Source organism: Streptomyces sp. NBC_00576 (genome assembly GCF_036345175.1).
Taxonomy (GTDB): domain Bacteria; phylum Actinomycetota; class Actinomycetes; order Streptomycetales; family Streptomycetaceae; genus Streptomyces.
Genome location: NZ_CP107780.1, coordinates 3,136,164 through 3,157,257, shown reverse-complemented (window position 1 = coordinate 3,157,257; position 21,094 = coordinate 3,136,164). Strand labels below are relative to the sequence as shown.

At 71.0% G+C, this 21,094-nt stretch carries 16 protein-coding genes and 1 pseudogene; 13 read left to right on the top strand and 4 right to left on the bottom strand.

Annotated features, from left to right (window positions below):
* Positions 1 to 17: 17 nt before the first annotated feature.
* The gene (locus tag OG734_RS13065) at positions 18 to 1,472 is read right to left on the bottom strand and encodes an amidase (protein WP_330287657.1); all 1,455 of its coding nucleotides are present in this window, start codon (positions 1,470 to 1,472) and stop codon (positions 18 to 20) included.
* Positions 1,473 to 1,549: 77 nt separating this feature from the next.
* Here OG734_RS13065 and OG734_RS13060 point away from each other — a divergent pair, with 77 nt between their 5' ends.
* Positions 1,550 to 2,185, top strand: a complete 636-nt coding sequence (locus OG734_RS13060) for a TetR/AcrR family transcriptional regulator (RefSeq protein WP_330287656.1) — start codon at positions 1,550 to 1,552, stop codon at positions 2,183 to 2,185.
* A gap of 31 nt (positions 2,186 to 2,216) precedes the next feature.
* On the opposite strand, the gene glgX is transcribed toward OG734_RS13060, so the two are convergent.
* Positions 2,217 to 4,508, bottom strand: coding sequence for a glycogen debranching protein GlgX (gene glgX / locus OG734_RS13055; protein WP_330287655.1), 2,292 nt, complete (start codon positions 4,506 to 4,508; stop codon positions 2,217 to 2,219).
* A gap of 126 nt (positions 4,509 to 4,634) precedes the next feature.
* On the opposite strand from glgX, the gene OG734_RS13050 reads away from it, so the two are divergent.
* The 7 genes from OG734_RS13050 (at position 4,635) to OG734_RS13020 (ending at position 11,768) form a co-directional block, all read left to right on the top strand.
* The gene (locus OG734_RS13050; RefSeq protein WP_330287654.1) at positions 4,635 to 5,861 is read left to right on the top strand and encodes a L,D-transpeptidase; all 1,227 of its coding nucleotides are present in this window, start codon (positions 4,635 to 4,637) and stop codon (positions 5,859 to 5,861) included.
* 217 nt (positions 5,862 to 6,078) lie between these two features.
* Positions 6,079 to 7,344: a L,D-transpeptidase gene (locus OG734_RS13045; protein ID WP_443064857.1), complete on the top strand. Its 1,266-nt coding sequence runs from the start codon at positions 6,079 to 6,081 to the stop codon at positions 7,342 to 7,344.
* A gap of 78 nt (positions 7,345 to 7,422) precedes the next feature.
* The gene (locus OG734_RS13040; RefSeq protein WP_330287653.1) at positions 7,423 to 8,190 is read left to right on the top strand and encodes an enoyl-CoA hydratase/isomerase family protein; all 768 of its coding nucleotides are present in this window, start codon (positions 7,423 to 7,425) and stop codon (positions 8,188 to 8,190) included.
* A 262-nt stretch (positions 8,191 to 8,452) separates the two neighbouring features.
* On the top strand, positions 8,453 to 8,956 hold the full coding sequence (locus OG734_RS13035) for an ATP-binding protein (protein WP_330287652.1): 504 nt from the start codon (positions 8,453 to 8,455) through the stop codon (positions 8,954 to 8,956).
* Positions 8,957 to 9,044: 88 nt separating this feature from the next.
* Positions 9,045 to 9,860: a polysaccharide deacetylase family protein gene (locus tag OG734_RS13030; RefSeq protein WP_330287651.1), complete on the top strand. Its 816-nt coding sequence runs from the start codon at positions 9,045 to 9,047 to the stop codon at positions 9,858 to 9,860.
* Complete coding sequence (locus OG734_RS13025; RefSeq protein ID WP_330287650.1) at positions 9,860 to 11,068, top strand: YVTN family beta-propeller repeat protein; 1,209 nt, start codon at positions 9,860 to 9,862, stop codon at positions 11,066 to 11,068. Before OG734_RS13030 ends, OG734_RS13025 begins: the two co-directional genes overlap by 1 nt.
* Positions 11,069 to 11,171: 103 nt before the next feature.
* Entirely contained in the window at positions 11,172 to 11,768 is a 597-nt protein-coding gene (locus OG734_RS13020; RefSeq protein WP_330287649.1) for an ADP-ribosyltransferase, read from the top strand.
* 107 nt (positions 11,769 to 11,875) lie between these two features.
* Here OG734_RS13020 and OG734_RS13015 read toward each other — a convergent pair whose 3' ends face one another.
* Positions 11,876 to 12,514, bottom strand: a complete 639-nt coding sequence (locus tag OG734_RS13015; RefSeq protein WP_330287648.1) for a GNAT family N-acetyltransferase — start codon at positions 12,512 to 12,514, stop codon at positions 11,876 to 11,878.
* Positions 12,515 to 12,570: 56 nt separating this feature from the next.
* On the opposite strand from OG734_RS13015, the pseudogene OG734_RS13010 reads away from it, so the two are divergent.
* Positions 12,571 to 13,514: pseudogene (locus OG734_RS13010) on the top strand (helix-turn-helix domain-containing protein).
* Between the two features lie 42 nt (positions 13,515 to 13,556).
* Positions 13,557 to 13,769 (top strand): EF-hand domain-containing protein, encoded by a 213-nt coding sequence (locus OG734_RS13005; RefSeq protein ID WP_235479883.1) that lies wholly within the window; start codon positions 13,557 to 13,559, stop codon positions 13,767 to 13,769.
* 71 nt (positions 13,770 to 13,840) lie between these two features.
* Here the strand turns inward: OG734_RS13005 and OG734_RS13000 are convergent, their stop codons facing one another.
* Entirely contained in the window at positions 13,841 to 15,835 is a 1,995-nt protein-coding gene (locus OG734_RS13000; protein WP_330287647.1) for a beta-N-acetylglucosaminidase domain-containing protein, read from the bottom strand.
* 282 nt (positions 15,836 to 16,117) lie between these two features.
* Between OG734_RS13000 and OG734_RS12995 the strand changes: the two genes are divergently transcribed.
* From OG734_RS12995 to OG734_RS12985, 3 genes are read left to right on the top strand one after another with little or no spacing between them, the layout of a single operon-like run.
* Positions 16,118 to 16,951 (top strand): hypothetical protein, encoded by an 834-nt coding sequence (locus tag OG734_RS12995; protein ID WP_330287646.1) that lies wholly within the window; start codon positions 16,118 to 16,120, stop codon positions 16,949 to 16,951.
* Positions 16,948 to 19,269: a hypothetical protein gene (locus OG734_RS12990; protein ID WP_330287645.1), complete on the top strand. Its 2,322-nt coding sequence runs from the start codon at positions 16,948 to 16,950 to the stop codon at positions 19,267 to 19,269. Before OG734_RS12995 ends, OG734_RS12990 begins: the two co-directional genes overlap by 4 nt.
* Entirely contained in the window at positions 19,266 to 21,074 is a 1,809-nt protein-coding gene (locus OG734_RS12985; protein ID WP_330287644.1) for a vWA domain-containing protein, read from the top strand. The genes OG734_RS12990 and OG734_RS12985 overlap by 4 nt, the downstream gene beginning before the upstream one ends.
* Positions 21,075 to 21,094: the final 20 nt, after the last annotated feature.

Here is a 21,094-nt window from a genome sequence, read left to right as displayed (position 1 = left end):
TACCGACGTAGGACTGCCTACCGTGTGGCCGCTGGGACCTCCGGGCGAGGGTCGATCGGTGTGAGCACTCCGAGGCGGTCCTCGACCTCCTGGGCGGCATCCAGGCACAGGTCCTCCCGGAACGCGCGCCCGACGATCTGCACGCCGGACGGCAGGCCGTCGGTCACTCCGGTCGGTACGGCGACCCCGGGTACGCCCGCGAAGCTGGTCACCGTGCACAGGCGCATGCCCGAGCCGACTCGGTCCCGCCCTGCCTGGTCGCGTGACTCCAGCCCCGGCTCGACGGCCGGCTCTGTGAACACCGGCCCGAGCAGCAGCGGGTACTCGTCGAGGAACTCCGCCCAGGAGCGGCGGATGCCCAGCCAGACCCCCATCAGCTGCATGAACTCCGCCGCGGTCGCGGGCGGGGTCTTCTCCATCGTCATCTCGATGTAGCGGTCTCCGCCCTCGCCGAGCAGTGTCCGCACCACCGGCCAGGTCGGGGCGAATTCGGTCACGACGATCCGGTGGTACGCCTCAAGTGCCTCATCCAGCCGCGGAACGTCCGCCATCTCCCGCACGTCGTACCCGGCGTCCCGCAGCGCGTCGGCCGCGGCCGCGACAGCACCGCGGACCGTGGAGTGGACGCCGTGGCCGCCGGGATCGGCGACGACCGCGACCTTCACCGGTCCCGGCAGCGGCTCACCACGGACGGGCACCGGTACGGCCCGCGGGTCCCGCGGGTCGGTCCCGGCCAGCGCCTCGTATGCCAGCCGCAGGTCGGCGATCCTGCGGGCCAGGGGCCCGTCGGTGACCAGCATCTGTGAGGCTGGTCCTGGGTCGTCCGGGCCGAGAATACGGTGGTCGGCGGGGAATCGCCCGGCGGTGGGCTTCAGTCCCGCCACGCCGCAGAACGAGGCCGGGATCCGTACTGATCCGCCGGAGTCGTTGCCGAGCCCGAGCGCGGCCATGCCGGTGGCTACGGCCACTGCGTCGCCGCCGCTGGTGCCCCCCGGAGTCCGGCTCCGGTCCCACGGGTTGACGGTGTCGCCGAACAGTTCGCTGCGGGTGTGCATCCCGGCCAGGATCAGGGTGGGTATGTTGCTGTGCCCGATCGGTATGGCTCCGGCGGCACGCAGCCGGGCCACCGGGGGTGCGTCGGCCGTCGCCACCAGATCGCGGAAGCGCGCGATACCCATCGTGGTCGGCACGCCTTCGACGGCGGTGGTCTCCTTCACCGTGAACGGCACCCCTGCCAGAGGCCCCAGCTCTTCGCCTGCGGCCCGGCGTAAATCCGTCCGCGCCGCGGCTTCACGGGCACGCTCGGCCATCAGCTGAGTGACCGCGTTGACCTGCGGGTTGACGTCGGCGATGCGGTCCAGGTGGCTGTCGACCAGTTCGGCAGCCGATATGTCTCCACGGCGGACCGCCTCTGCCTGGGCTGCGGCCGGCATCTTCCATAGGGCATCCCGCACGGTTCTTGTCCTCCCCATTCAGGTGTCGAAGGGCTCGCGGCGGAACCATAACCCAGAAGCGATACGCTCGTATTGGAAAAAGGAGGCGCCCGAACATGCCCAAGCAGGTGGACTACGAGAGCCGACGCCGACGGATCGCCGAGGCCGTCTGCCTCCTCGCTGACCAACACGGGCCTGAGGGGGTGACCATGCGTGACGTCGCCACCCGAGCGGAGGTCTCCCTGGGCGCCGTTCAGCGTTGCTTCGGCAACAAGGAGGAGATGCTCCTGTTCGCCGTCGACCACGTCGGCGAGCGCATCACCGAACGTGTACGGGCCCACCTGTCCAGCAGTCCGGCCCTGTCGGCCGCTACCGTCCTGGGCCACGCGGCCACCGAGATCGCCCTGCTCCGCAGAGAGCACCGCGCCGAGGCACGGGTGTGGCTCGCGTTCGTTGCCCAGGCCGCCGTCAGCGAGCCACTCGCCGCCAAACTCAGAATCAGTTACGCCGCTCTCCAGGGCCTCCTCGTCCGCCTTATCACGGAGGCCGACGAGAGCGGCCGGGCCGACGATGATCCCGCGACGCTCGATCCGCAGCGTGAGGCCCGGGCCCTTCTCGCCCTCGCGGACGGCCTGACCAGCCATGTGCTCATAGGACACTTGACCGCCGAGGAGGCCGAGGACACCCTGCACACGCATTTGGTCCTCCTCCGGGAACGCCTCCGGACCAGCCGTCCCGGAAAGGCCGTCTGACCGGCGGGCCACTTGTTCCCCGGCGTCCTGGCTAGGACTCCGGGGCCACCACCCGCAGCAACAAAACCGCCCGCCCCGGCACCCGAATTTCCTCCCCCGCCAGATACCCCACCCCCGGCGCCTCCCCCTGCTCCTCCCGCGACGTGTCGACGACGACCTCGTACCGTTCCGCCCAGGGCGCCCCCGGCAGCGCAAAGCTCGTCGGGGCGTCCCCGGCGTGCAGTACCGCGAGGAAGCTGTCGTCGATGATCGGGGCGCCCCGGGCGTCGCGGCCCGGGATGTCGCGGCCCGACAGATACATGCCCAGAGTCGGCGCCGGGGCGTACCAGTCGCGTTCCGTCATCTCCGTGCCCCTTGGCGTGAACCAGGCCAGGTCCCGCAGCCCGTCCGCCGAGTGGGCTCGACCGGAGAAGAACGCGCGTCGGCGCAGTACGGGATGCCGGTGCCGCAACTCGATGAGGCGGGAGGTCAGTTCGGTCAACGCCCGCCAGCCGGGCTCCTCCAACAGCCCCCAGTCCACCCAGCTGATCTCGTTGTCCTGGCAGTACGCGTTGTTGTTGCCCCCCTGGGTGCGCCCCAGTTCGTCGCCCGCGACCAGCATCGGAACGCCCGTCGACAGCAGCAGAGTTGTCAGCAGGTTCCTCAACTGGCGTCGCCGCAGCGCCTGTACGTGCTCGTCGTCCGTCTCGCCCTCCGTGCCGCAGTTCCAGGCGCGGTTGTCGTCCGTACCGTCCCGGTTGCCCTCCCCGTTGGCCTCGTTGTGCTTGCGCTCGTACGACACCATGTCGCGGAGGGTGAAACCGTCGTGCGCCGTGACGAAGTTGACCGAGGCGTAGGGGCGCCGACCGCCCCACGCGTACAGGTCGCTCGACCCCGACAGGCGGTAGCCGAGGTCCCGTACGTCCGGCAACGCGCCCCGCCAGAAGTCCCGTACCGCGTTGCGATAGCGGTCGTTCCACTCCGTCCACAGGGGTGGGAACGCGCCGACCTGGTAGCCGCCGGAGCCGACGTCCCACGGCTCCGCGATCAGTTTCACCCGGCGCAGCACCGGGTCCTGCGCGATGACCGCCAGGAAGGGGGAGAGCATGTCCACGTCGTGCATCGAGCGGGCCAGGGCCGCCGCCAGGTCGAACCGGAAGCCGTCCACCCCCATCTCCGTCACCCAGTACCGCAACGAGTCCGTGATCAGGCGCAGTACGTGCGGCTGGACCACGTGGAGGGTGTTTCCGCAGCCCGTGTAGTCGGCGTAGCGTCGCGTGTCGTTCTGCAGGCGGTAGTAGCCCCTGTTGTCTATGCCGCGCAGCGACAGGGTCGGGCCGTGTTCGTCCGCCTCCGCCGTGTGGTTGTAGACCACGTCGAGGATGACCTCGATGCCCGCCGCGTGCAGTGCGTGCACCATGCGCTTGAACTCGCCGACCTGCTGGCCCGCCGTACCCGTCGCCGCGTAGCCCGCGTGCGGGGCGAAGTAGCCGATCGAGTTGTAGCCCCAGTAGTTCTTCATGCCCCGGCGCAGGAGGTGGTCCTCGTGTGCGAACTGGTGCACCGGCAGCAGCTCCACCGCCGTCACGCCCAGCTTCGTCAGGTGTTCGATCGCCGCCGGGTGCGCCAGGCCCGCGTATGTGCCGCGCAGTTCCTCCGGGATGCCCGGGTGCAGCTTGGTGAAGCCCTTGACGTGGACCTCGTAGATCACCGAGTCCGCCCACGGCGTTTTGGGGCGGCGGTCGTCCACCCATTCGTCGTCGGGGGCGTCATCGTGGACGACGACTCCCTTCGGGACGTACGGCGCCGAGTCGCGGTCGTCGCGCACGGTGTCGGCGACCTGCTGCTGGGGCCAGTCGCGGACATGCCCGTACACCTCGGCGGGCAGGTCGAAGTCGCCGTCCACGGCCCGCGCGTACGGGTCCAGGAGCAGCTTCGCCGGATTCCAGCGGGCGCCGGTCCACGGGTCCCAGCGACCGTGCACGCGGTAGCCGTATCGCTGACCCGGCATGACCCCGGGCACGAAACCGTGCCAGATCTCGTGCGTCAGTTCGGTGAGAGGGACGCGGGTCTCCACCTCGCCACCGCCCCCACCCTCCTCCTCCACCTCTCCGAACAGGCACAGTTCCACCGCCTCCGCCCCGCCCGCCCACAGCGCGAAGTTGGTGCCCGACACCCCGTCCGGGCCTGTGCGAAAACGTGCGCCCAGTGGCATCGGTGTCCCCGGCCACACGGGTACGGCCGGCAGAGCGGCGCGCGGCGCGCCGTTCAGCACGGTGGTGGGGTGTCCTTCCTTGACGGCGCGTTGTTCCGCGACCGCCTTCTCTTCGGCTGTGCTGGACACCTCTCCGCCTCCCGCGACTCGTCGAACGAGTGAAACGAAGTTCTGCGTCGTTTCTCCCCCCTGTTCTGCCCAGAGCGTGGCTCGCACTCACGTTTCCCCAGGGCGGGCCGCGTCGTTGGGTCGTGCGTGAGGCACGTACATGGGCGCGCTCGGCGCGCGAGGGCCGGGCTGGTCGCCGTACTGACATGGGCAGGACTGCTGGCCGGAGCCGCCGGCTGCACTTCGGAGGGGGTGGGCGGGGCGGATTCGGTGTTCGGGAAACCGCGGGCGCCGCAGGACGTGATCCGCGTCTCGCCGGACGACGGCAGCCGCGCCGTGCGCCCCGACAACCCCCTTCTCGTACGGGTGCCCAGCGGGCGTCTGGAGTCGGTGCGGGTCGTCAGGTCCCAGGATGCGCAGGAGTCGGTGGTGGCCGGGCGGATCGCCGACGACGGACTGACCTGGCGGCCCGAGGAGGCGCGACTCGCGCTGGCCGCCAGGTACACGGTCGACGTCGTGGCGCTCGACGGCCACGGACACCGTTCGGCCCGGCACACGACCTTCACCACGTACGTGCCCGATGAGCGGTTCATCGGATACGTCACCCCGGAGAACCGCGCCACCGTCGGCACCGGAATGATCGTGTCGCTGGAGTTCAACCGCGAGGTACGCGACCGCGCCGCCGTCGAACGCGCCGTCCACGTCACCGCGGAGCCCGCCGTCGAGATCCGCCCGCACTGGTTCGGCGACGACCGCCTCGACTTCCGGCCCGAGGAGTACTGGGCACCGGGCACCGAGGTCACCGTCGATCTGGCACTGCGGGACGTCGAGGGGGCGCCGGGGGTGTACGGGGTCCAGCGGAAGACGTTCACCTTCACCGTCGGCCGCAGCCAGGTCTCGCTGGTCGACGCCGCCGCGCACACCATGGAGGTGCGGCGCGACGGCGATCTGCTCGCCACCGTGCCGATCACGGCGGGGGCGCCGAAGACCACCACGTACAACGGGAAAATGGTGGTCCTGGAGATGCTCGAAGTGACCCGGATGAACAGCCGTACGGTCGGCTTCGGCGGCGAGTACGACATCCCGGACGTGCCGCACGCGATGCGTCTGACCACCTCCGGCACCTTCCTGCACGGCAACTACTGGGCGCCGGACGCCTTCGGCAACACCAACGTCAGTCACGGCTGCGTCGGGCTGAGGGATGTGAAGGGCGGCAGTTCGGACAGCCCGGCTGGCTGGTTCTTCGACCGGAGCCTGGTCGGCGACGTCGTCGAGGTCGTCCACAGCAAGGACAAGCAGATCGCTCCCGACAACGGACTCGGCGGGTGGAACATGGGCTGGAAGGAGTGGAAGGCGGGCAGTGCCTTGAAGTAGCGGGGAGTTGGGCGACGTGGCGGCAGCGGTCACCGGAAGGCTGGAACGGTCAATGGCGTGATGTGAACGGTCGGGTCCGACAATCTGATGATGTTGGGACGAAACAGTGACCTTCAGGGGCCGCCGGGGGGTGTGACCTTGTGCTTAATATGCGCCCGGGTGCGCGGGACGCACCGGGGAAGTGGGCCTGAGTCAGGCCACGGGGAGGGGAGAAAGCTTGAACGCGCGACCGATATCGGGGGCTTCGGCGGCGGCACGGCGGGGCGGGACACGGGGCATACGGGGGAGCAGGGGGCCGGTAGCGCTGCTCGCCGGTGTCCTGCTCGTCGCCGTCACCGCGTGCGGCGGGGGCGGCGGCTCGGACTCCGGGGCCGACGACGCCAAGCCGAAGGCCAAGGACTCCAGCACCGCGGAGACCCAGCAGTCGCAGGCGGTCGTCACCATCGCGCCCAAGGACGGCGCGAAGTCAGTGGACACCAACGGCGCCCTCACCGTCAGCGCCGCCAAGGGCAAGCTGACCGAGGTCAAGGTCGAGGACGGCAAGGGCAACGCGGTCGCGGGCGCGCTGACCGCCGGCGACACCAAGTGGGCGCCCTCATCGCATCTCGCCGCGTCGACCACGTACAAGGTGCACGTGGTGGCGAAGGACGTCGAGGGGCGTACGGCGGCGGAGGAGTCCTCCTTCACCACCCTCACGCCGAAGAACACGTTCGTCGGTACGTTCACGCCCGAGGACGGTTCCAAGGTCGGCGTGGGCATGCCGTTCTCGATCCGCTTCACCCGGGGCATCACGCACCCCGAGGACGTCGAGAAGGCCATCACGGTCAAGACCGAGCCGGCCGTCGACGTCGAGGGCCACTGGTTCGGCAACGACCGCCTCGACTTCCGCCCCGAGAAGTACTGGGCGCCGGGTACGAAGGTCACCGTCGCCCTCGCTCTCGACGGCGTCGAGGGACGCCCCGGCGTCTACGGCAAGCAGGCCAAGCAGGTCTCCTTCACCATCGGCCGCAGCCAGGTCTCCACGGTCGACGTCAAGACCAAGAAGATGGTCGTACGACGGGACGGCAAGGTCATCAAGACCATCTCCGTCACCACGGGCGCGCCCGGGTACGAGACCTGGAACGGCCAGATGGTCATCACCGAGCGCCTCGAAGTGACCCGGATGAACGGCGAGACGGTCGGCTACGGCGGCGAGTACGACATCAAGGACGTCCCGCACGCCCAGCGCCTGACCACCTCCGGCACCTTCATCCACGGCAACTACTGGGCGCCGGACGCCTTCGGCAACTACAACGCCAGCCACGGCTGCATCGGCCTGCGGGACGTGCGCGGCGGCTACGACGGCAAGGTCGCGGCGGCCTGGTTCTTCAACCGGTCGATGATCGGTGACGTGGTCGTCGTCAAGAACTCCAACGACCGGATCGTCGACCCGGACAACGGCCTCAACGCCTGGAACATGTCCTGGGAGAAGTGGAAGGCGTAGCTCAGCTGCGTTGTTGACGGGCCCGGTGTGACTGACAGCACCGGGCCCGTTGTCGTTAGTCCCCGTTAACCTGCCTCCATGACTGTGCATCTCGAAGTCGCCGAAGGTGTGGGCACGATCCGGCTGGACCGGCCGCCCATGAACGCGCTGGACGTCGCCACCCAGGACCGCCTCAAGGAGCTCGCCGGGGAGGCCACCCGTCGGGAGGACGTCCGGGCGGTCGTCGTGTACGGCGGCGAGAAGGTGTTCGCGGCCGGCGCCGACATCAAGGAGATGCAGGCCATGGACCATGCGGCGATGGTCGCCCGGTCCAGGGACCTGCAGGATTCCTTCAGCGCCGTCGCCCGTATCCCCAAGCCGGTCGTCGCCGCCGTGACCGGCTACGCCCTCGGTGGCGGCTGCGAGTTGGCGCTCTGCGCGGACTACCGCATCGCCGGCGACAACGCGAAACTCGGTCAGCCGGAGATCCTGCTCGGCGTGATCCCCGGCGCGGGTGGTACGCAGCGATTGGCCCGGCTGATCGGCCCGTCCAAGGCCAAGGACCTGATCTTCACCGGACGGATGGTCAAGGCCGACGAGGCGCTGTCCCTCGGTCTGGTGGACCGGGTGGTGCCGGCGGCCGACGTGTACGCCGAGGCGCACGCCTGGGCCGCGAAACTCGCGCAGGGCCCGGCGATCGCGCTGCGCGCGGCGAAGGAGTCGATCGACGCGGGGCTGGAGACGGACCTGGAGACCGGGCTGGCGATCGAGCGGAACTGGTTCGCGGGCCTGTTCGCGACTCAGGACCGGGAGATCGGGATGCGGAGCTTCGTGGAGGAAGGTCCCGGTAAGGCGAAGTTCCTCTGAAGCGCCCGCAGTTGACGCGACGTCTTATCCGGGTCCCTCGATAGGGCGGTTTATGGGAGCCTTGAGTCAAACTTGAGCCTGTCTTGTCGAGGGGGCCTGTCGCTTGCCCGAAAGTGAGCTTCCGCCGCAGGTCAGAGGGTCTTTAGGCGCCGATGAAATGCCATCGGAATATGCCGAACGGTCAATTCGGAATGACATGTTCCGGGGGGCGTATTCCTCCGGAACGGCCCCGGCGGACGGCTCGGACGGCCATGATGGGGGCATGGCGGGGCTGGAGGGCATGGAACAGCCGCGGGGACACGGCCGTGCGACGGCGGCGCGGTGGTCGCCTGCGGTGGAGGACGAACGGGCGCTCAAGGCGCTCGAGTTGTTCGGAAACCCGACGGAGGCCGAGGTTCCGCTGCCGTCCCGCCCCGAGTCCGCCGCGACCGCGCGCCGTCTCGCCCAGGTCGTCATCCTGCGCCACTGGGGACTGTCCCCCAAGATGACCGAGGACGCGGTGCTGCTCGTCTCCGAGCTGGTGGGCAACGCGGTGCGGCACACCGGCGCGCGAGTGTTCGGCCTGCGGATGCGCCGGCGCCGGGGATGGATCCGGGTGGAGGTCCGGGACCCCTCGCGGGGGCTGCCGTGTCTGATGCCGGTTCAGGAGATGGACATCAGCGGGCGGGGACTGATGCTGGTGGACAAGCTCTCCGACCGGTGGGGCGTCGACCTGCTGCCGCGCGGGAAGACGACGTGGTTCGAGATGCGGGTCGCTGATCGGTAGGGCGCGCGGGCGGGTGCGAGGCTGTCCGACGGTATGGGCGGGCCGCCGATCGGGCTAATCGCCTGTTTTGCTCGCCAACCCCCCTTAAATGGGGCGGGTGACCACGACCGACCGTCGAGCGGTGCTGCGTGCGGGCGCCGGGTTCGTTGCCTCGGGGGCGCTGACCACCGGGTGCGCGACCGGTACCGCCACCGGCGGTGCCGCCGCTCACCCCGCCGCCCCCTCCTCCCGTACCCCGGCCTCCCGTCCCCCGGCTACCCCGGCTACCCGTACTCCCGCCCCCGCTCCTGCCCCTCTCCTGCGCTACCCGGCCCAGATCTTCCACGGCCCCCGCGACCACCCCAGGGTCGCCCTCACCTTTCACGGCAACGGCGACCCCGCCACCGCGCACGCGCTGCTCGCCGCCGCCGAGAAACACGGCTCCCGGATCACCGTGTTCGCCGTCGGGACCTGGCTCGACGCCCATCCCGGCCTCGCTCGCCGCATCCTCGACGGCGGCCATGAACTCGGCAACCACACCCTCCGCCACCTCGACATCAACGCCATGCCGGAGGCGGATGCCGAGGCCGAGATCAGGGGGTGCGCCGAGCGGCTGAAGCGGCTCACCGGGTCCATCGGCACCTGGTTCCGGCCCTCGCGCGGCGCCCTAGCCTCCCCGCTCGTCGAACGGCTCGCCCGCCGGGCCGGCTACCCGCACGTCCTCTCGTACGACGTCGACTCCCTCGACTTCACCTCGCCGGGCGCCCCCACCGTCGTACGCAACGTCATGGCCGACGTCCGCGCCGGATCGATCGTGAGCCTGCACTTCGGATACGCGGACACGGTTGCCGCGTTCCCCGGTCTCCTGCACGAACTCGACCGCCGCGGCCTGCGCGCGGTGACCACCACGGAGTTGCTGACCTGATGCCCCTCACCGCCATCGCCCGCGCTCTCGTCACGGGAGCCGCGCTCACCGTCCTCGCCGGACTCGCCGGCTGCGGCACCGAGCCCCGGGACCAGCCGGACCGGACCCTCGGCACGGTCGAGCCCGCCGTACCCGTCAAACCCGTCAAGCCTGCCGTACCCGTCAAGCCCGTGGTCCAGGGGCTGCGCGGGATGCCGCCCGTCCTCCACCCGCGTGATGTGTACGCCGCCGACCGGCCGAACAGACTCTCCCCGGTCGTCCGGGACTTCCCGTCCCGCGTCTATGTGCCCAACACCGAGTCCGACACCGTCTCCGTCATCGATCCGAAGACGTACGAGATCGTCGAGACGATCCGCGTCGGGCGCCAGCCCCAACACGTCGTCCCCTCCTGGGACTTGAAGACCCTCTGGGTGAACAACAACCGCGGCCACACCCTCACGCCCATCGACCCGAGGACCGGGAAGGCGGGCGAGCCGGTCGGCGTCCACGACCCGTACAACCTCTATTTCACGCCCAACGGCAAGTACGCCGTCGTCATGGCCTCCCTCGACCGCGAGCTCGTCTTCCGTGACGCGCACACCATGAAGCGCGTCAAGGCCGAGCCCGTCAGCTGCTACGGCGTCAACCACGCCGACTTCTCCTTCGACGGCCGGTACTTCATCGTGTCCTGCGAGTTCAGTGGCGAACTGCTCAAGGTCGACACCGAGAAGATGAAGGTCGTCGCGCAGCAGAAGCTGCCCTACGAGGGGGCGATGCCGCAGGACGTCAAGATCTCGCCGGACGGCAAACGGTTCTATATCGCCGACATGATGGCCGACGGCATGTGGGTCCTGGACGGCGACAAATTCACCCGGCCCACCCTCCTGCCCACCGGCAAGGGCACCCACGGGCTGTACGTCAGCCGCGACTCCCGCGAGATGTACGTCTCCAACCGGGGCGAGGGCACCGTCTCCGTCTTCGACTTCGAGAAGGGCGAGGTCACGAAGAAGTGGCGGCTGCCCAACGGCGGCAGCCCCGACATGGGTGGCGTCTCCGCCGACGGCAAGGTCCTCTGGCTGTCCGGCCGTTACAACGCCGAGGTGTACGCCATCGACACCCGGACCGGTAAGCAGCTCGCCCGCATCAAGGTGGGCAGCGGCCCGCACGGTCTCGCCGTCTACCCACAGCCCGGCCGCTATTCACTCGGCCACACAGGCATCTTCCGCTGATCCGGGCCAAGTTGGCCCGCCTTCGCCACATCACGCCGGGTGACACGCCGCCGATCGAGTGATGATCCCCGACCCGCCGCCGCAGACCCGACATGGTGCACCCATGATCACAACTCACCTGCGGCGGCGGACCGCTGCCGTCGCCCTCTCCCTGGCAGCAGTCTGCGCGACCTCGGCCGCCACCCTCCCCGCAGCCGCCCCGAAGACCGCGGCTGCGACCTGTCCCCAGTTCGACGACCCGGTCAAGGCCGCCGTCGACCGCCGCGTCGACGTCGACCGCATCACGCCCGAACCGGTCTGGCGGAAGACCTGCGGCACCCTCTACCGCAGCGACGGCCGCGGCCCGGAGACCGTCTTCGCGGAGGGCTTCAAGCCCAGGGACGTCATCAACGGCGAGTACGACATCGAGAAGTACGTCCTGGTCAACCAGCCCTCCCCGTACGTCTCCACGACGTACGACCACGACCTGTACAAGACCTGGTGGAAGTCGGGCTACAACTACTACATCGACGCCCCGGGCGGCGTGGACGTGAACAAGACCATCGGCGACACCCACAAGTGGGCCGCCCAGGTCGAGGTCGCCTTCCCCGGCGGTATCGATCGGAAGTACATCATCGGCGTCTGCCCGGTGAACAAGACCACCAAGGTCGAGATCATGAGCGGCTGCCAGAGCAACCCGCACTACGAGGCGTGGCACTGAGCGCATGAGGAGCGCCACGCAAGGGGCGTTCCGCAAGGGGCGCGGGGAACTGCGCGCCCAGCCCCCACCGGAGCCGCAGCAAAAGAACTGCACATCCTGCGGAGCTACTAGTGGGCGAGGAGCAACGCCTCCCCGCCCACCGGCACAAACCCCGCCGCCTGGAACGCCCGCACACTGCGGGCGTTCCCCGGAGCCATCTGCGCCCACACCGGCTCCCCGCCGCTCAGCTGCCGCGCGGCAGACGCCAGCGCCCGGCCCAGCCCCCGGTGCCGTACCGCCTCCGTCACCTCCACCGCGGCCTCCAGCCGACCCGCGACCCCGCGCCCGAGGATGAGCACCCCGCCGTCGGCCGCCCACACCCGGACGTCGGCACGGTGCTTGTGGGCCCGGGCGACCCGGTGATGGCCGGGATCGTCGATCTCCGTCAGCGTCAAGGGGGGATCGCCCTGGACCGGGGAGGCCACCGCGAGCAGGTCGATCGTCTCGTTGGAGCGGCCCGTACGGTCCATGAGGGCGGCCAGGAAACGCGGGTTCATCGGCGCGGAGAGCGGGTCGCTGTCGACACCGGCCAGGGTCCGGCGTACCCAGTCCGGGTCCTCGTCCGTGAAGACGACCGCGTGCGCGGTGAAGGCCAGCACCCCGGCGTCGCGGTGGGACGCCTGGGGCACGATGGTCGTACGGCCGTCGGGGGGCGGGAACACGCCTCGCGCCACGGAGTCGAGAATGTCCTTCAGAGTTTCCCCCACAGTGCCCCTCCCGGCCCCTTGAGTCTCCACCCGCTGGAAGGCCCAGACTCGCAAACATGATCGACGACGGCACCGGATATCTCACCATCGGCGAACTGGCCCGGGCCACCGGCCTGACCGTACGGACCATTCGCTACTGGTCCGACGAGGGCGCCCTGCCGCCCGTGACCCGGTCGTCCGGCGGTTACCGGCTGTACGACGCCGGGTCCGTGGCCCGCCTCGAACTGATCCGCACCCTGCGTGAACTGGGCCTCGGCCTGGACCCCGTACGCGCGGTGCTGGCCGGGGAGACGACGGTCGCGGAGGTGGCCGCCACACATGTGGCGGCGCTGGACGCGCAGATCCGGACGCTGCGGGTGACCCGTGCGGTGCTGTCGTCCGTGGCGAGACGCGGTTCGACCGCGGAGGAGATGACACTCATGCTGTGCCTTCTGGGGGATACCCCCAGACCCCCGAACTGGCGCGGCTGTCGGCCGCCGAACGCAAGCGGATCACCGACGACTTCATGGAGGAGACCTTCGGGGGCCTCGACACCGCGGACCCCGACATTCGCACCCGGCTGCGATTCGGCATCGGCGAACTGCCCGAGGACCCCACGCCCGAGCAGGTGGACGCCTGGGTGGAGCTGGCCGAGCTGATCCAGGACCCGGGATTCAGGGCGCGTATGCGGCAGATGATCGAGTTCAACGCGGCGGACCGGGGGCCGGACGTACCGGCCGGTACGTCCCTGTGGTTCATGAGCCGTCTGGTGCAGCTCGCGGGCGAGGCACGGGAGCGGGGCGTCGACCCCGGGTCGGCGGAGGCCGGCGAAGTGCTGGCCGGACTGCTCGGCAACGCCGACCGGGCTGCCGTACTGGAGCGCATCGAGTCCGCGGCGCAGAGCGAACTGGCCCGCTTCCGGGAGCTGAACGCGCTGGTTCGCGGTACGGACCCGCTACCGACACACCGTGAGGAGTTCGCGTGGGTGGTCGCGGCGCTGCGTGGCCGCGTGGCCAGCTAATCTGACCCCGTCAGCAGTACGTACATGAAGGGGCGGGTCCCGGTGGCGGACATCGAGGAAGCACGCAAGCAGTTCGAGCGGATCGACACGAACGGTGACGGTTTCATCACGGCCGCCGAGTTCAAGTCCGCCCTGGCGCAGGAGGGCGACTGGAACGTCACCGAGTCCGTGGCCGAGGTCATCATCGCCTCCCGCGACCTCGACGGTGACAAGCTCCTGTCGTTCGACGAGTTCTGGACGTACCTGAACAAGTAGCGCGAAGCGGTACGGAGTAGTACGGAGTAGTACGTGAGAGGGCGCCTGCCGGATCGTCGGTGGGCGCCCTCTCACGTTTCCGTCAGTGCGCGGGCCACGAACGTGTCCAGGACGCCCGTACCGACCTCCACCTCGCGCTTGCGGCCCTGCCAGTCGACGACCGTGTGGGCTCGGGCGGCGTCGCGCAGGGCCCGGACCTCGGAGCGGTCGCCCCTGCCCTCGTGGACGGCCATCGCGCCCAGCGCGGCCCTGGCCCACTCGCTCGCGCAGGCCAGCCACGGTGACGCCGATGTACGGAAGGCGGCCGGGACGCTGTCGCGGGCCCCGGCCAGGACCGTCAGCCGGGCGCGCAGGGCCTTCCCGGCGGTGATGCCGCCGCGCCAGTACGCCGACGTCAGCGCGGCCAGGTCGGGGGCCTGTACGGCGTTGACGCGGGAGGCGCGGTTGACGTCGGCGAAGGCGCGCAGGGCCGTGAGGGCGCGGGAGTCTCCGGTGGCCAGGGTGGCGAGGCCCGCGTCGAGGGCGGCCTCGGGGCGGTACCTCCCCGGGTTCCAGGTGTAGGCGGCCAGGGAGAACAGGGCCGGGGCGGAGGCGGTGGCCTGGTTCATCGGGTTGGCGGTGAGGCCGGCGACCGTGCCCGGCAGAGTGCGGTCGCGGCCCTCGTAGGGGCCCAGCAGGAGGTGGCCCGGTGTGTAGTCGTTGACCGGGTAGTTGTCCCAGACCAGCACCGGATGGGCGTACGTGCTCCGGGCCGCGCGGGCCTGGGCGGTGCGCAGCGTGGGGGAGACGACCTGGGGGCCCGTCCACATCACGGTGACGGCCGGGTCGAGACGGGCGGCGAGGGTGCTCCTGTACGCGCTGGGCCGGGACCCCGTGTACTCCGTGGGCACGGTGATCAGCGGCGCCGCACCCCGGTGCGTGCCGACGAAGTCGCGCTGGACCCGGTTGAGGAGATCGGCCTGGGCACGTGCGACGGCGGCCTTGCCGGTGCCGTACGCCGACCGGTCCCGGGCGCAGTTCCAGCGGCTGATGTCGATGTCGTCGAGGGGTACGGCGAACGAGCGCACCCCGATCTCCCACAGCTGCCGGAACTTGCGGGTGAGCGCGGCGGTGTCGGTGGGGGAGCTGTAGCAGACGGTGGGGCCGGGGGAGAGGGCGTGGACGAAGGTGATGTGGTCGGCGGTGGCCCGGCGGACCAGGGCGCTCAGTGAGGTCAGGCGGGATGCGGGGTACGGGTCGCGCCAGCGGGTGCGCAGGTAGGGGTCGTCCTTGGGCGTGTAGATGTATGTGTTCAGCTTCCAGCGGGCCGCGAAGTCAAGCTGTTCCAGACGCTGTTGCTGGGTCCAGGGAGTGCCGTAGAAGCCCTCGACGATGCCCCGGGTCGAGGTGGCGGGCCAGTCGCGGATGTGTACGGCGGGCAGGTCGGCGCGGGGTGCGGAGGAGCCGACCGGACGCACGAGCTGGGCCAGGGTCTGGGCGGCGTGGAAGGCGCCGGCCGGGTCGGAGCCTGCGAGCACGACACGGGGGCGGCTTTTCGTGTCGGCGCCGACTGCGAGGACGTAGCCGCCGGGCGGGAGCTTCTTCGGTGGCTCAAATCCGAGGGCGACGAGGGTTGTTGACGCTTCGTCAGAGGTTTGTGGGACCTCGGAGGCGATGGTGAGCAGCAGTTCGTTCCGCTGCGGGTGGTCGCCGTAGCGCACCTGGTGGACGCCGGCCTCGCGGAGGGTCCGGGCGACGGCGTCCAGGGTGGCCGTGTTCGTCCCGGCGTCGGAGCGCAGCGCGACCGTCCGGCCGATCGGCACCGTGCCCGGGCCCGGGCGCACGCTCTGCGGTGTCGGCCACAAGGCGGGCACCCTGGCCGGGAGTTGGACCGCCCTGTCGTCCTCTTCCCCCTTGTTGTCGCCGGGGGCCGGTGAGGCGGGCGTGGACGAACGGATGCTGCCCGTGGCGCTTCCGGGGGCGCCCGGTTCCTGGGAGCCGTGAGTGAGGAGGCTCGCCAGGAGCAGGCCCACCACGGCCAGGGTGGCGCCGATCAACAGCGCCGGAGGGGCGGGCCATTGACGCACAGAGTCCCCCTCGGTGTCTCAACCGCTGTCTCTCCGTCCGTGCCGACCCTCCCCCTACCCCGTCCGGGCGAGGGTTATGACGGATCGCCAGATACCGCCCGGCAGCCGCATAAACGGGGCAAGCGCCCTCTTACCTGTTTGTGTGTCGTCATGTCGGAAAAGATGCCGATGTGTCAAATCAGCCACACTGTGCGCCAGTTGGCGTAGACACTGCTGGTGTATGGCCCTTGCATGGAAGGGCCGGGGCGTTCGTGGCCCGGCCCGGAGCACAGGAGGACGGACATGGTGTCGCCGGACCCCTTCAGCTACTGGATCGTGCTGCTCGACATCGAGGATTTCAGTCTGCGCCCGGAGAACGCCCAGGCCACCCTGCACGAAGAGCTCTACGACGTGGTCGAGTTCGCACTCGGCAGAGCCGGACTCGGCTTCGCCGGCTGCCCTGTCCAGGACCGCGGCGACGGGATGCTGATCCTCGTCCCCGTGGACACCAGCCCGACCAGGCTGCTGCGGGAACTCCAGCGCGGGCTGGACGACGCGCTGCTGGCACACCGGGCGAAGTACAACGAGGACCATCGGATGCGGCTGCGGGTCGGCCTCAACCAGGGACTCGTGATCCGGCAGGGCGAGCGCTGGACCGGCACGGCCATCAACGACCTCGCCCGGCTGGTCGACGCGGGCCCCGTCAAGCAGGTCCTCGCCGAGGCGCGGCGGGCCCTGCTCGTGGTGGTGGTCTCGGAGAACGTCCACACGTCGGTCGTGCTCGGCGGCTACCCGGGCATCGACCCGGCGGCCTATCTGCCCGCCGACTTCGTCACCAAGCACGGCGAACCGCGCCGAGGCTGGGTCACCGTACCCGGCTACGCGGCGCCACCAGGACTTCCCGCGGATCCGGGGGAGCCGCCCGGCCGGGCAACAGGGGGAGCTCAGGCCCCGGGCGGCGGAGCGGGAAGAGCCGGCGGCGGAACCGGCACGGGGAGCCCGGTTCCGCCGCCCACGCTCACCGCACGGGATGTGACGGACAGTCAGATCGCTGTGGGTGAGGGGGCGAAGGTCGTCGGCCGTGACGACGTGGGCGGCAACGTGTACTACATCAACGCGCCCGTGGACGAGCGATGAGCACGCCCGGCACTCCGGCGCCCGCACCCGCGCCCGCCGCGGCTCCCGTACCGGCGCCCGCGCCGTCCCCCGGTCCGGCTCCCGCGTCCGGACCGCCCGGCGCCTCCGGCGACGGCGGCGCGCCCCCGGCGGGCGGTGACGGACAGGGCGGTTCGCCGGGCGCCGACGGCGGGGCGCCGTCGGGGGACGCGGGCGGCGGGGCCGACAACGTCGGCGTCGGCGCGGGAACGCGGGCCAGAGGGGCCACCAACCGCACCGGGCAGGGCAGTCTGCGCGCCGGGACACTGCGCGAGGCGTGGACACACATCGGCGGGGACCGGGTCCACGGCGACAAGATCGTCGTCCAGGTGGCGGCCGGTGAACGGGACGTCGTCATGCGGGCGCTGTCCGCGACCACCGTCGAGACCGTCCGGCACGCCTTCCAGGCGCCGCCCCGCTGGGACGACGTACTGGCCGACGCCTGGCAGCGGCGGTCGGTCGTGCTGCGGGGGCCCGGTGGGGCGGGCAAGACCGCGGCCGGGGTGCGGCTGCTGATCGCCGCCCAGGTGAAGGCCTGGTACCTGCTCGACTCCGTCGCCGAACTCAGCCGGCTCACCGACCTGAAGCAACTCGGCAGCGGGGCGGGCCTGTTGCTGGACCGGCCGCCCGACCTGGGCGAACTGAGCGGCTCCCTGCTCCAGGGGCTGGAGGAGCTGCTGCGTCGCGCGGACGCCCGGCTCGTCCTGATCGCGGGTTCCGAGGCCGAACTGGGGCGCGGGGCGGGCGAGTACGTACGGCGGATCGACCGACCGGGCACACTGCACACCGTCCTGGAGGCCCATCTCACGCATCTCGTCGGCGAGTTGGAGGCCGAGCGCGCGCTCGCCGCGGCCGGTGTCGGCGACCTCGCCACCGAACTCCTCGACGACCATGCCGCCTGTCGGGACGCGGCCCGCCTCGCCGAGGTGCTGGCCCACGAGCACAAGGCCGGGGCCATCGACACCGACCATGTGCGCACCCGGATGGACCGGGCAGGCGGGGAGACACCCGAGGAGTGGTTCGAGGGGCTCGGCGACACCGGGCTGCGCACCCAGGCCGTCGCCCTCGCCGTCCTCGGCGGGCTGCCCCAGGAGGACGTGGCACTCGCCGCGACCCTGCTCCTGGAGTGGTTCCGCAGCGAGCGCGGCATCCTCACCCCCAGCGTCGAGCACGGTCCCGTACCGCTGCGGCACGACCCGTTCGCGCAGTCCCGGCGGCTGCTCGCCGAGAAGCTGCGCGCCCGGACCGTCGGCGCGGTCACCCGGGGCAGCCTCGGGCGACTGCCGTGCACGGTCGCCGAGTACCGCGACCCCGCCTATCCGCCCCGGATCATCCGGCACGTCTGGTCCGAGTACCGCATCCAGCGTGAACTCGTCGGCTGGCTCGCGGAGTTGGTCGACTCGCCCACCCAGCAGGTGCGCAGCTTCGCCGGGACCGCCCTCGGACTGATCGCCACCGAGGCCTTCGAGTACATCGCCAACCAGGTCTTCGCAGGGTGGGCCCTGGACGAGGACAGCGGCTGGCAGCGCCGCGAGGCCATCGGGTACGCCCTGCGGGTCTGCGCCCGCGACCCTGCCCTGCGCGGCGGCGTCCGGGCGCTCGTCGACGGCTGGTACCTGAGCGACGTCTGGCAGTACCAGGCGGCGGCCGCCCGTGCCTACGGGCTCTGTCTGGGCGGCGCCGACCTCACCGCCGCCGTCGCGGCGCTCACCCGGCTCGGCACCGTCGACAACATCCAGGTCGCCATCGCGATCGGCGACAGCTTCGCCGACCTGCTGGAGGAGGACCTCGCCGCGCACGCCCTCGTGGTGCTGCGCGCCGTGGCCGAGATGGCGCACACCGCCGAGAGCCGCGCCTGCGGACACCTCGTCTTCCTGATCCTCGCCGACACCCTCCTCTCCGAGGAACCTCCGACCCCCGGCATCGCCGCACGCAGCCGACCCACCCTCCTGCGGCTGGCCGCGGCGGATCCGCCGGGCGGTGAACTGCGGCGGCTGCTCGGCTACTTGTGGGCCGAGGTGATCGGCGGCGAACTCTTCGGCGAGGAGGCCGAGGCCGTGCTCCAGAAGTGGGCCGCCCAGGCCGAGACCGATCCGCTCCTCCTGGACGACCTGGTCCGCATCCTCGTCGACGACGTCGCCGCGCGCAGTCCCCGCGCCGGCCAGATCCTCCAGCGCCATGTCGCCCACTGGAACGAACGCGACTGCTTCCGTCCCCTGCCCCGCTCCGCCGCCGTCCTCGGCAGCGCCCTGCGACCGAGACCGCCCGCTCCGCCCGATCGGCCAGGAGGTGCCCGGTGACCCAGCCGGTGTCCTTGATCGTCAACCAGTCGCCGGTGCCGCGCTTCGCCGTCGGCCCCACCAAGGCGCGCGAACCCCACCTCGCCGTCGTCTACGCCACCGCCTCCGGCGAGGTGGTCTGCATCGACGGCCGTCCGCTCAGCCCCGGCCAGCAGGTCTTCTCCCGGTACCGCACCCGGTACGAGGTCGACATGCGGCCCCAGCACCGCAGCGCGGTCCTGCGCAACAACCCGCTGGTCTCCCGGGACGGCGTCCACGCCTTCGAGGTCACCCTCTCCTTCACCTTCCGCGTCGACGGCTGGAAGGGCGCCGAGGACTTCGTGCGGGCAGGCCTCACCGACCCGCTGCCCCTCGTCCACGGACATCTGATCAGCCTGTTCCACGGTGCCGGACAACTGTTCTCCATCGAGGACTCCTTCGGCCTGCAGCGCCATCTGAACCAGCTCTGCGCCGCCCCGGCCAACCTGCCGCAGGGGCTGGTCGTGGACGGCTGCCGGGCCTCCGTGCGCCCCGACACCAAGGCGCTGGCCTTCCTGGAGTCGCTGATCGACGCCGACTGGAAGGAACGCCGGGACTCCGCCGAACACCTGCCCGCGGTGGGCGGCGCTCACCGGGGCGGCCAGCTCGACGCGATCAAACAGAGCTACGAGATCGAGTCCACGAAACGGCAGGCCGACTCGTTCGCCGGCATGCTCACCAACAGCGAGGGCCTCATCCGGCACTACCTGGTCACCCACCCGGGCGACGCCGCCGGCGCCTTCGAGATGAGCCGCCAGCTGGAGGCGGCGCGGATGGCCACCGCCGAACTGCAGAACCAGCGTGCCCTGGGCCTGTTCCAGGTGATGGCCGAGAAGGGTCTGATCGTCGCCGGCGACCTCGACCTGCTGCGCCAGCAGCTCACCGGCCAGGTCGGCATGGCCACCGGCGGCCACGTCCCCCTCTCGGCCACGGCCCCGCCCGCACTCCCGGGCGCCCGCCCCTGGGACGCTCCGGCGACGGCCCCGGCCCAGCTCACGGCGCCGCCGCAGCAGACGCCGGCACCCATGCCCCCGCAGCAGCAGCCGGCGCCGGGACAGCCGCAGATGTACGAACCCACGCTGGTGGTGCCGGTCCAGTCGGACGCGGCCCCCGCTCCGGCCGCCTTCTCCGGCGCCGCCCTCATCTATCTCGTCCTCGACGAATCCCTCGACCGTGGCTGCCTCGACGAACTCAACCGGGGCCTGGCCTCCCTGCACTCCGCGCTCTCCGGCGCCCCGGGCGTCTCCGCCGCGCTGCGGCTGTGCGTGCTGGGCATGGCCGCCGCCACGGAACTGAGGCTGCCCCTGGACACGGTGCTGCCCAGCACCCGCACCCCGATCCTCACCGGACGCCCCGGACTGTCGTACGCCCACGCCTTCCGCACCCTCCAGGCGCTGCTGCGGCAGGACGTCGCCCTGGTGAAGACGCAGCGTACGCAGGTGCTGCGGCCGATCGTCTTCTTCCTCACCGGCGGTGTCCCCGACGAGGGCATCGGCTGGCGGAGCGCGTACGCCGAACTGGTCGACCAGGGCGGCAACTCGGTGGCCCCGCACATGATCGCCCTCGGCCTGGGGAGCGCGGAGGCCTCGACGGTACGGGTGCTGGCCACCCGCCCCGAGTTCGGCTTCATGGCGGCCCCGCACCAGGACGCCGCCTCGGCCGCCCACAGCGTCGCGGCCTTCCTGCGGGACACGATCGTCGGCTACGGGCAGCGCCTCGGCGCGGGCGACCCGCAGTTCACCCTCGCGGCGCCGGACGGGTTCCGGTCGGCGGAGGACGCGCTGTGACCGCAGTGGCGACAAGGCAA

Coding starts and splice junctions, on each gene's coding strand:
- OG734_RS13065 (WP_330287657.1), bottom strand. CDS start 1,472: ATGGGGAGGACAAGAACCGTGCGGGATGCCCTATGGAAGATGCCGGCC.
- OG734_RS13060 (WP_330287656.1), top strand. CDS start 1,550: ATGCCCAAGCAGGTGGACTACGAGAGCCGACGCCGACGGATCGCCGAG.
- OG734_RS13025 (WP_330287650.1), top strand. CDS start 9,860: ATGCCCCTCACCGCCATCGCCCGCGCTCTCGTCACGGGAGCCGCGCTC.
- OG734_RS13040 (WP_330287653.1), top strand. CDS start 7,423: ATGACTGTGCATCTCGAAGTCGCCGAAGGTGTGGGCACGATCCGGCTG.
- OG734_RS12990 (WP_330287645.1), top strand. CDS start 16,948: ATGAGCACGCCCGGCACTCCGGCGCCCGCACCCGCGCCCGCCGCGGCT.
- OG734_RS13020 (WP_330287649.1), top strand. CDS start 11,172: ATGATCACAACTCACCTGCGGCGGCGGACCGCTGCCGTCGCCCTCTCC.
- OG734_RS12995 (WP_330287646.1), top strand. CDS start 16,118: ATGGTGTCGCCGGACCCCTTCAGCTACTGGATCGTGCTGCTCGACATC.
- OG734_RS13035 (WP_330287652.1), top strand. CDS start 8,453: ATGGCGGGGCTGGAGGGCATGGAACAGCCGCGGGGACACGGCCGTGCG.
- OG734_RS13030 (WP_330287651.1), top strand. CDS start 9,045: ATGGGGCGGGTGACCACGACCGACCGTCGAGCGGTGCTGCGTGCGGGC.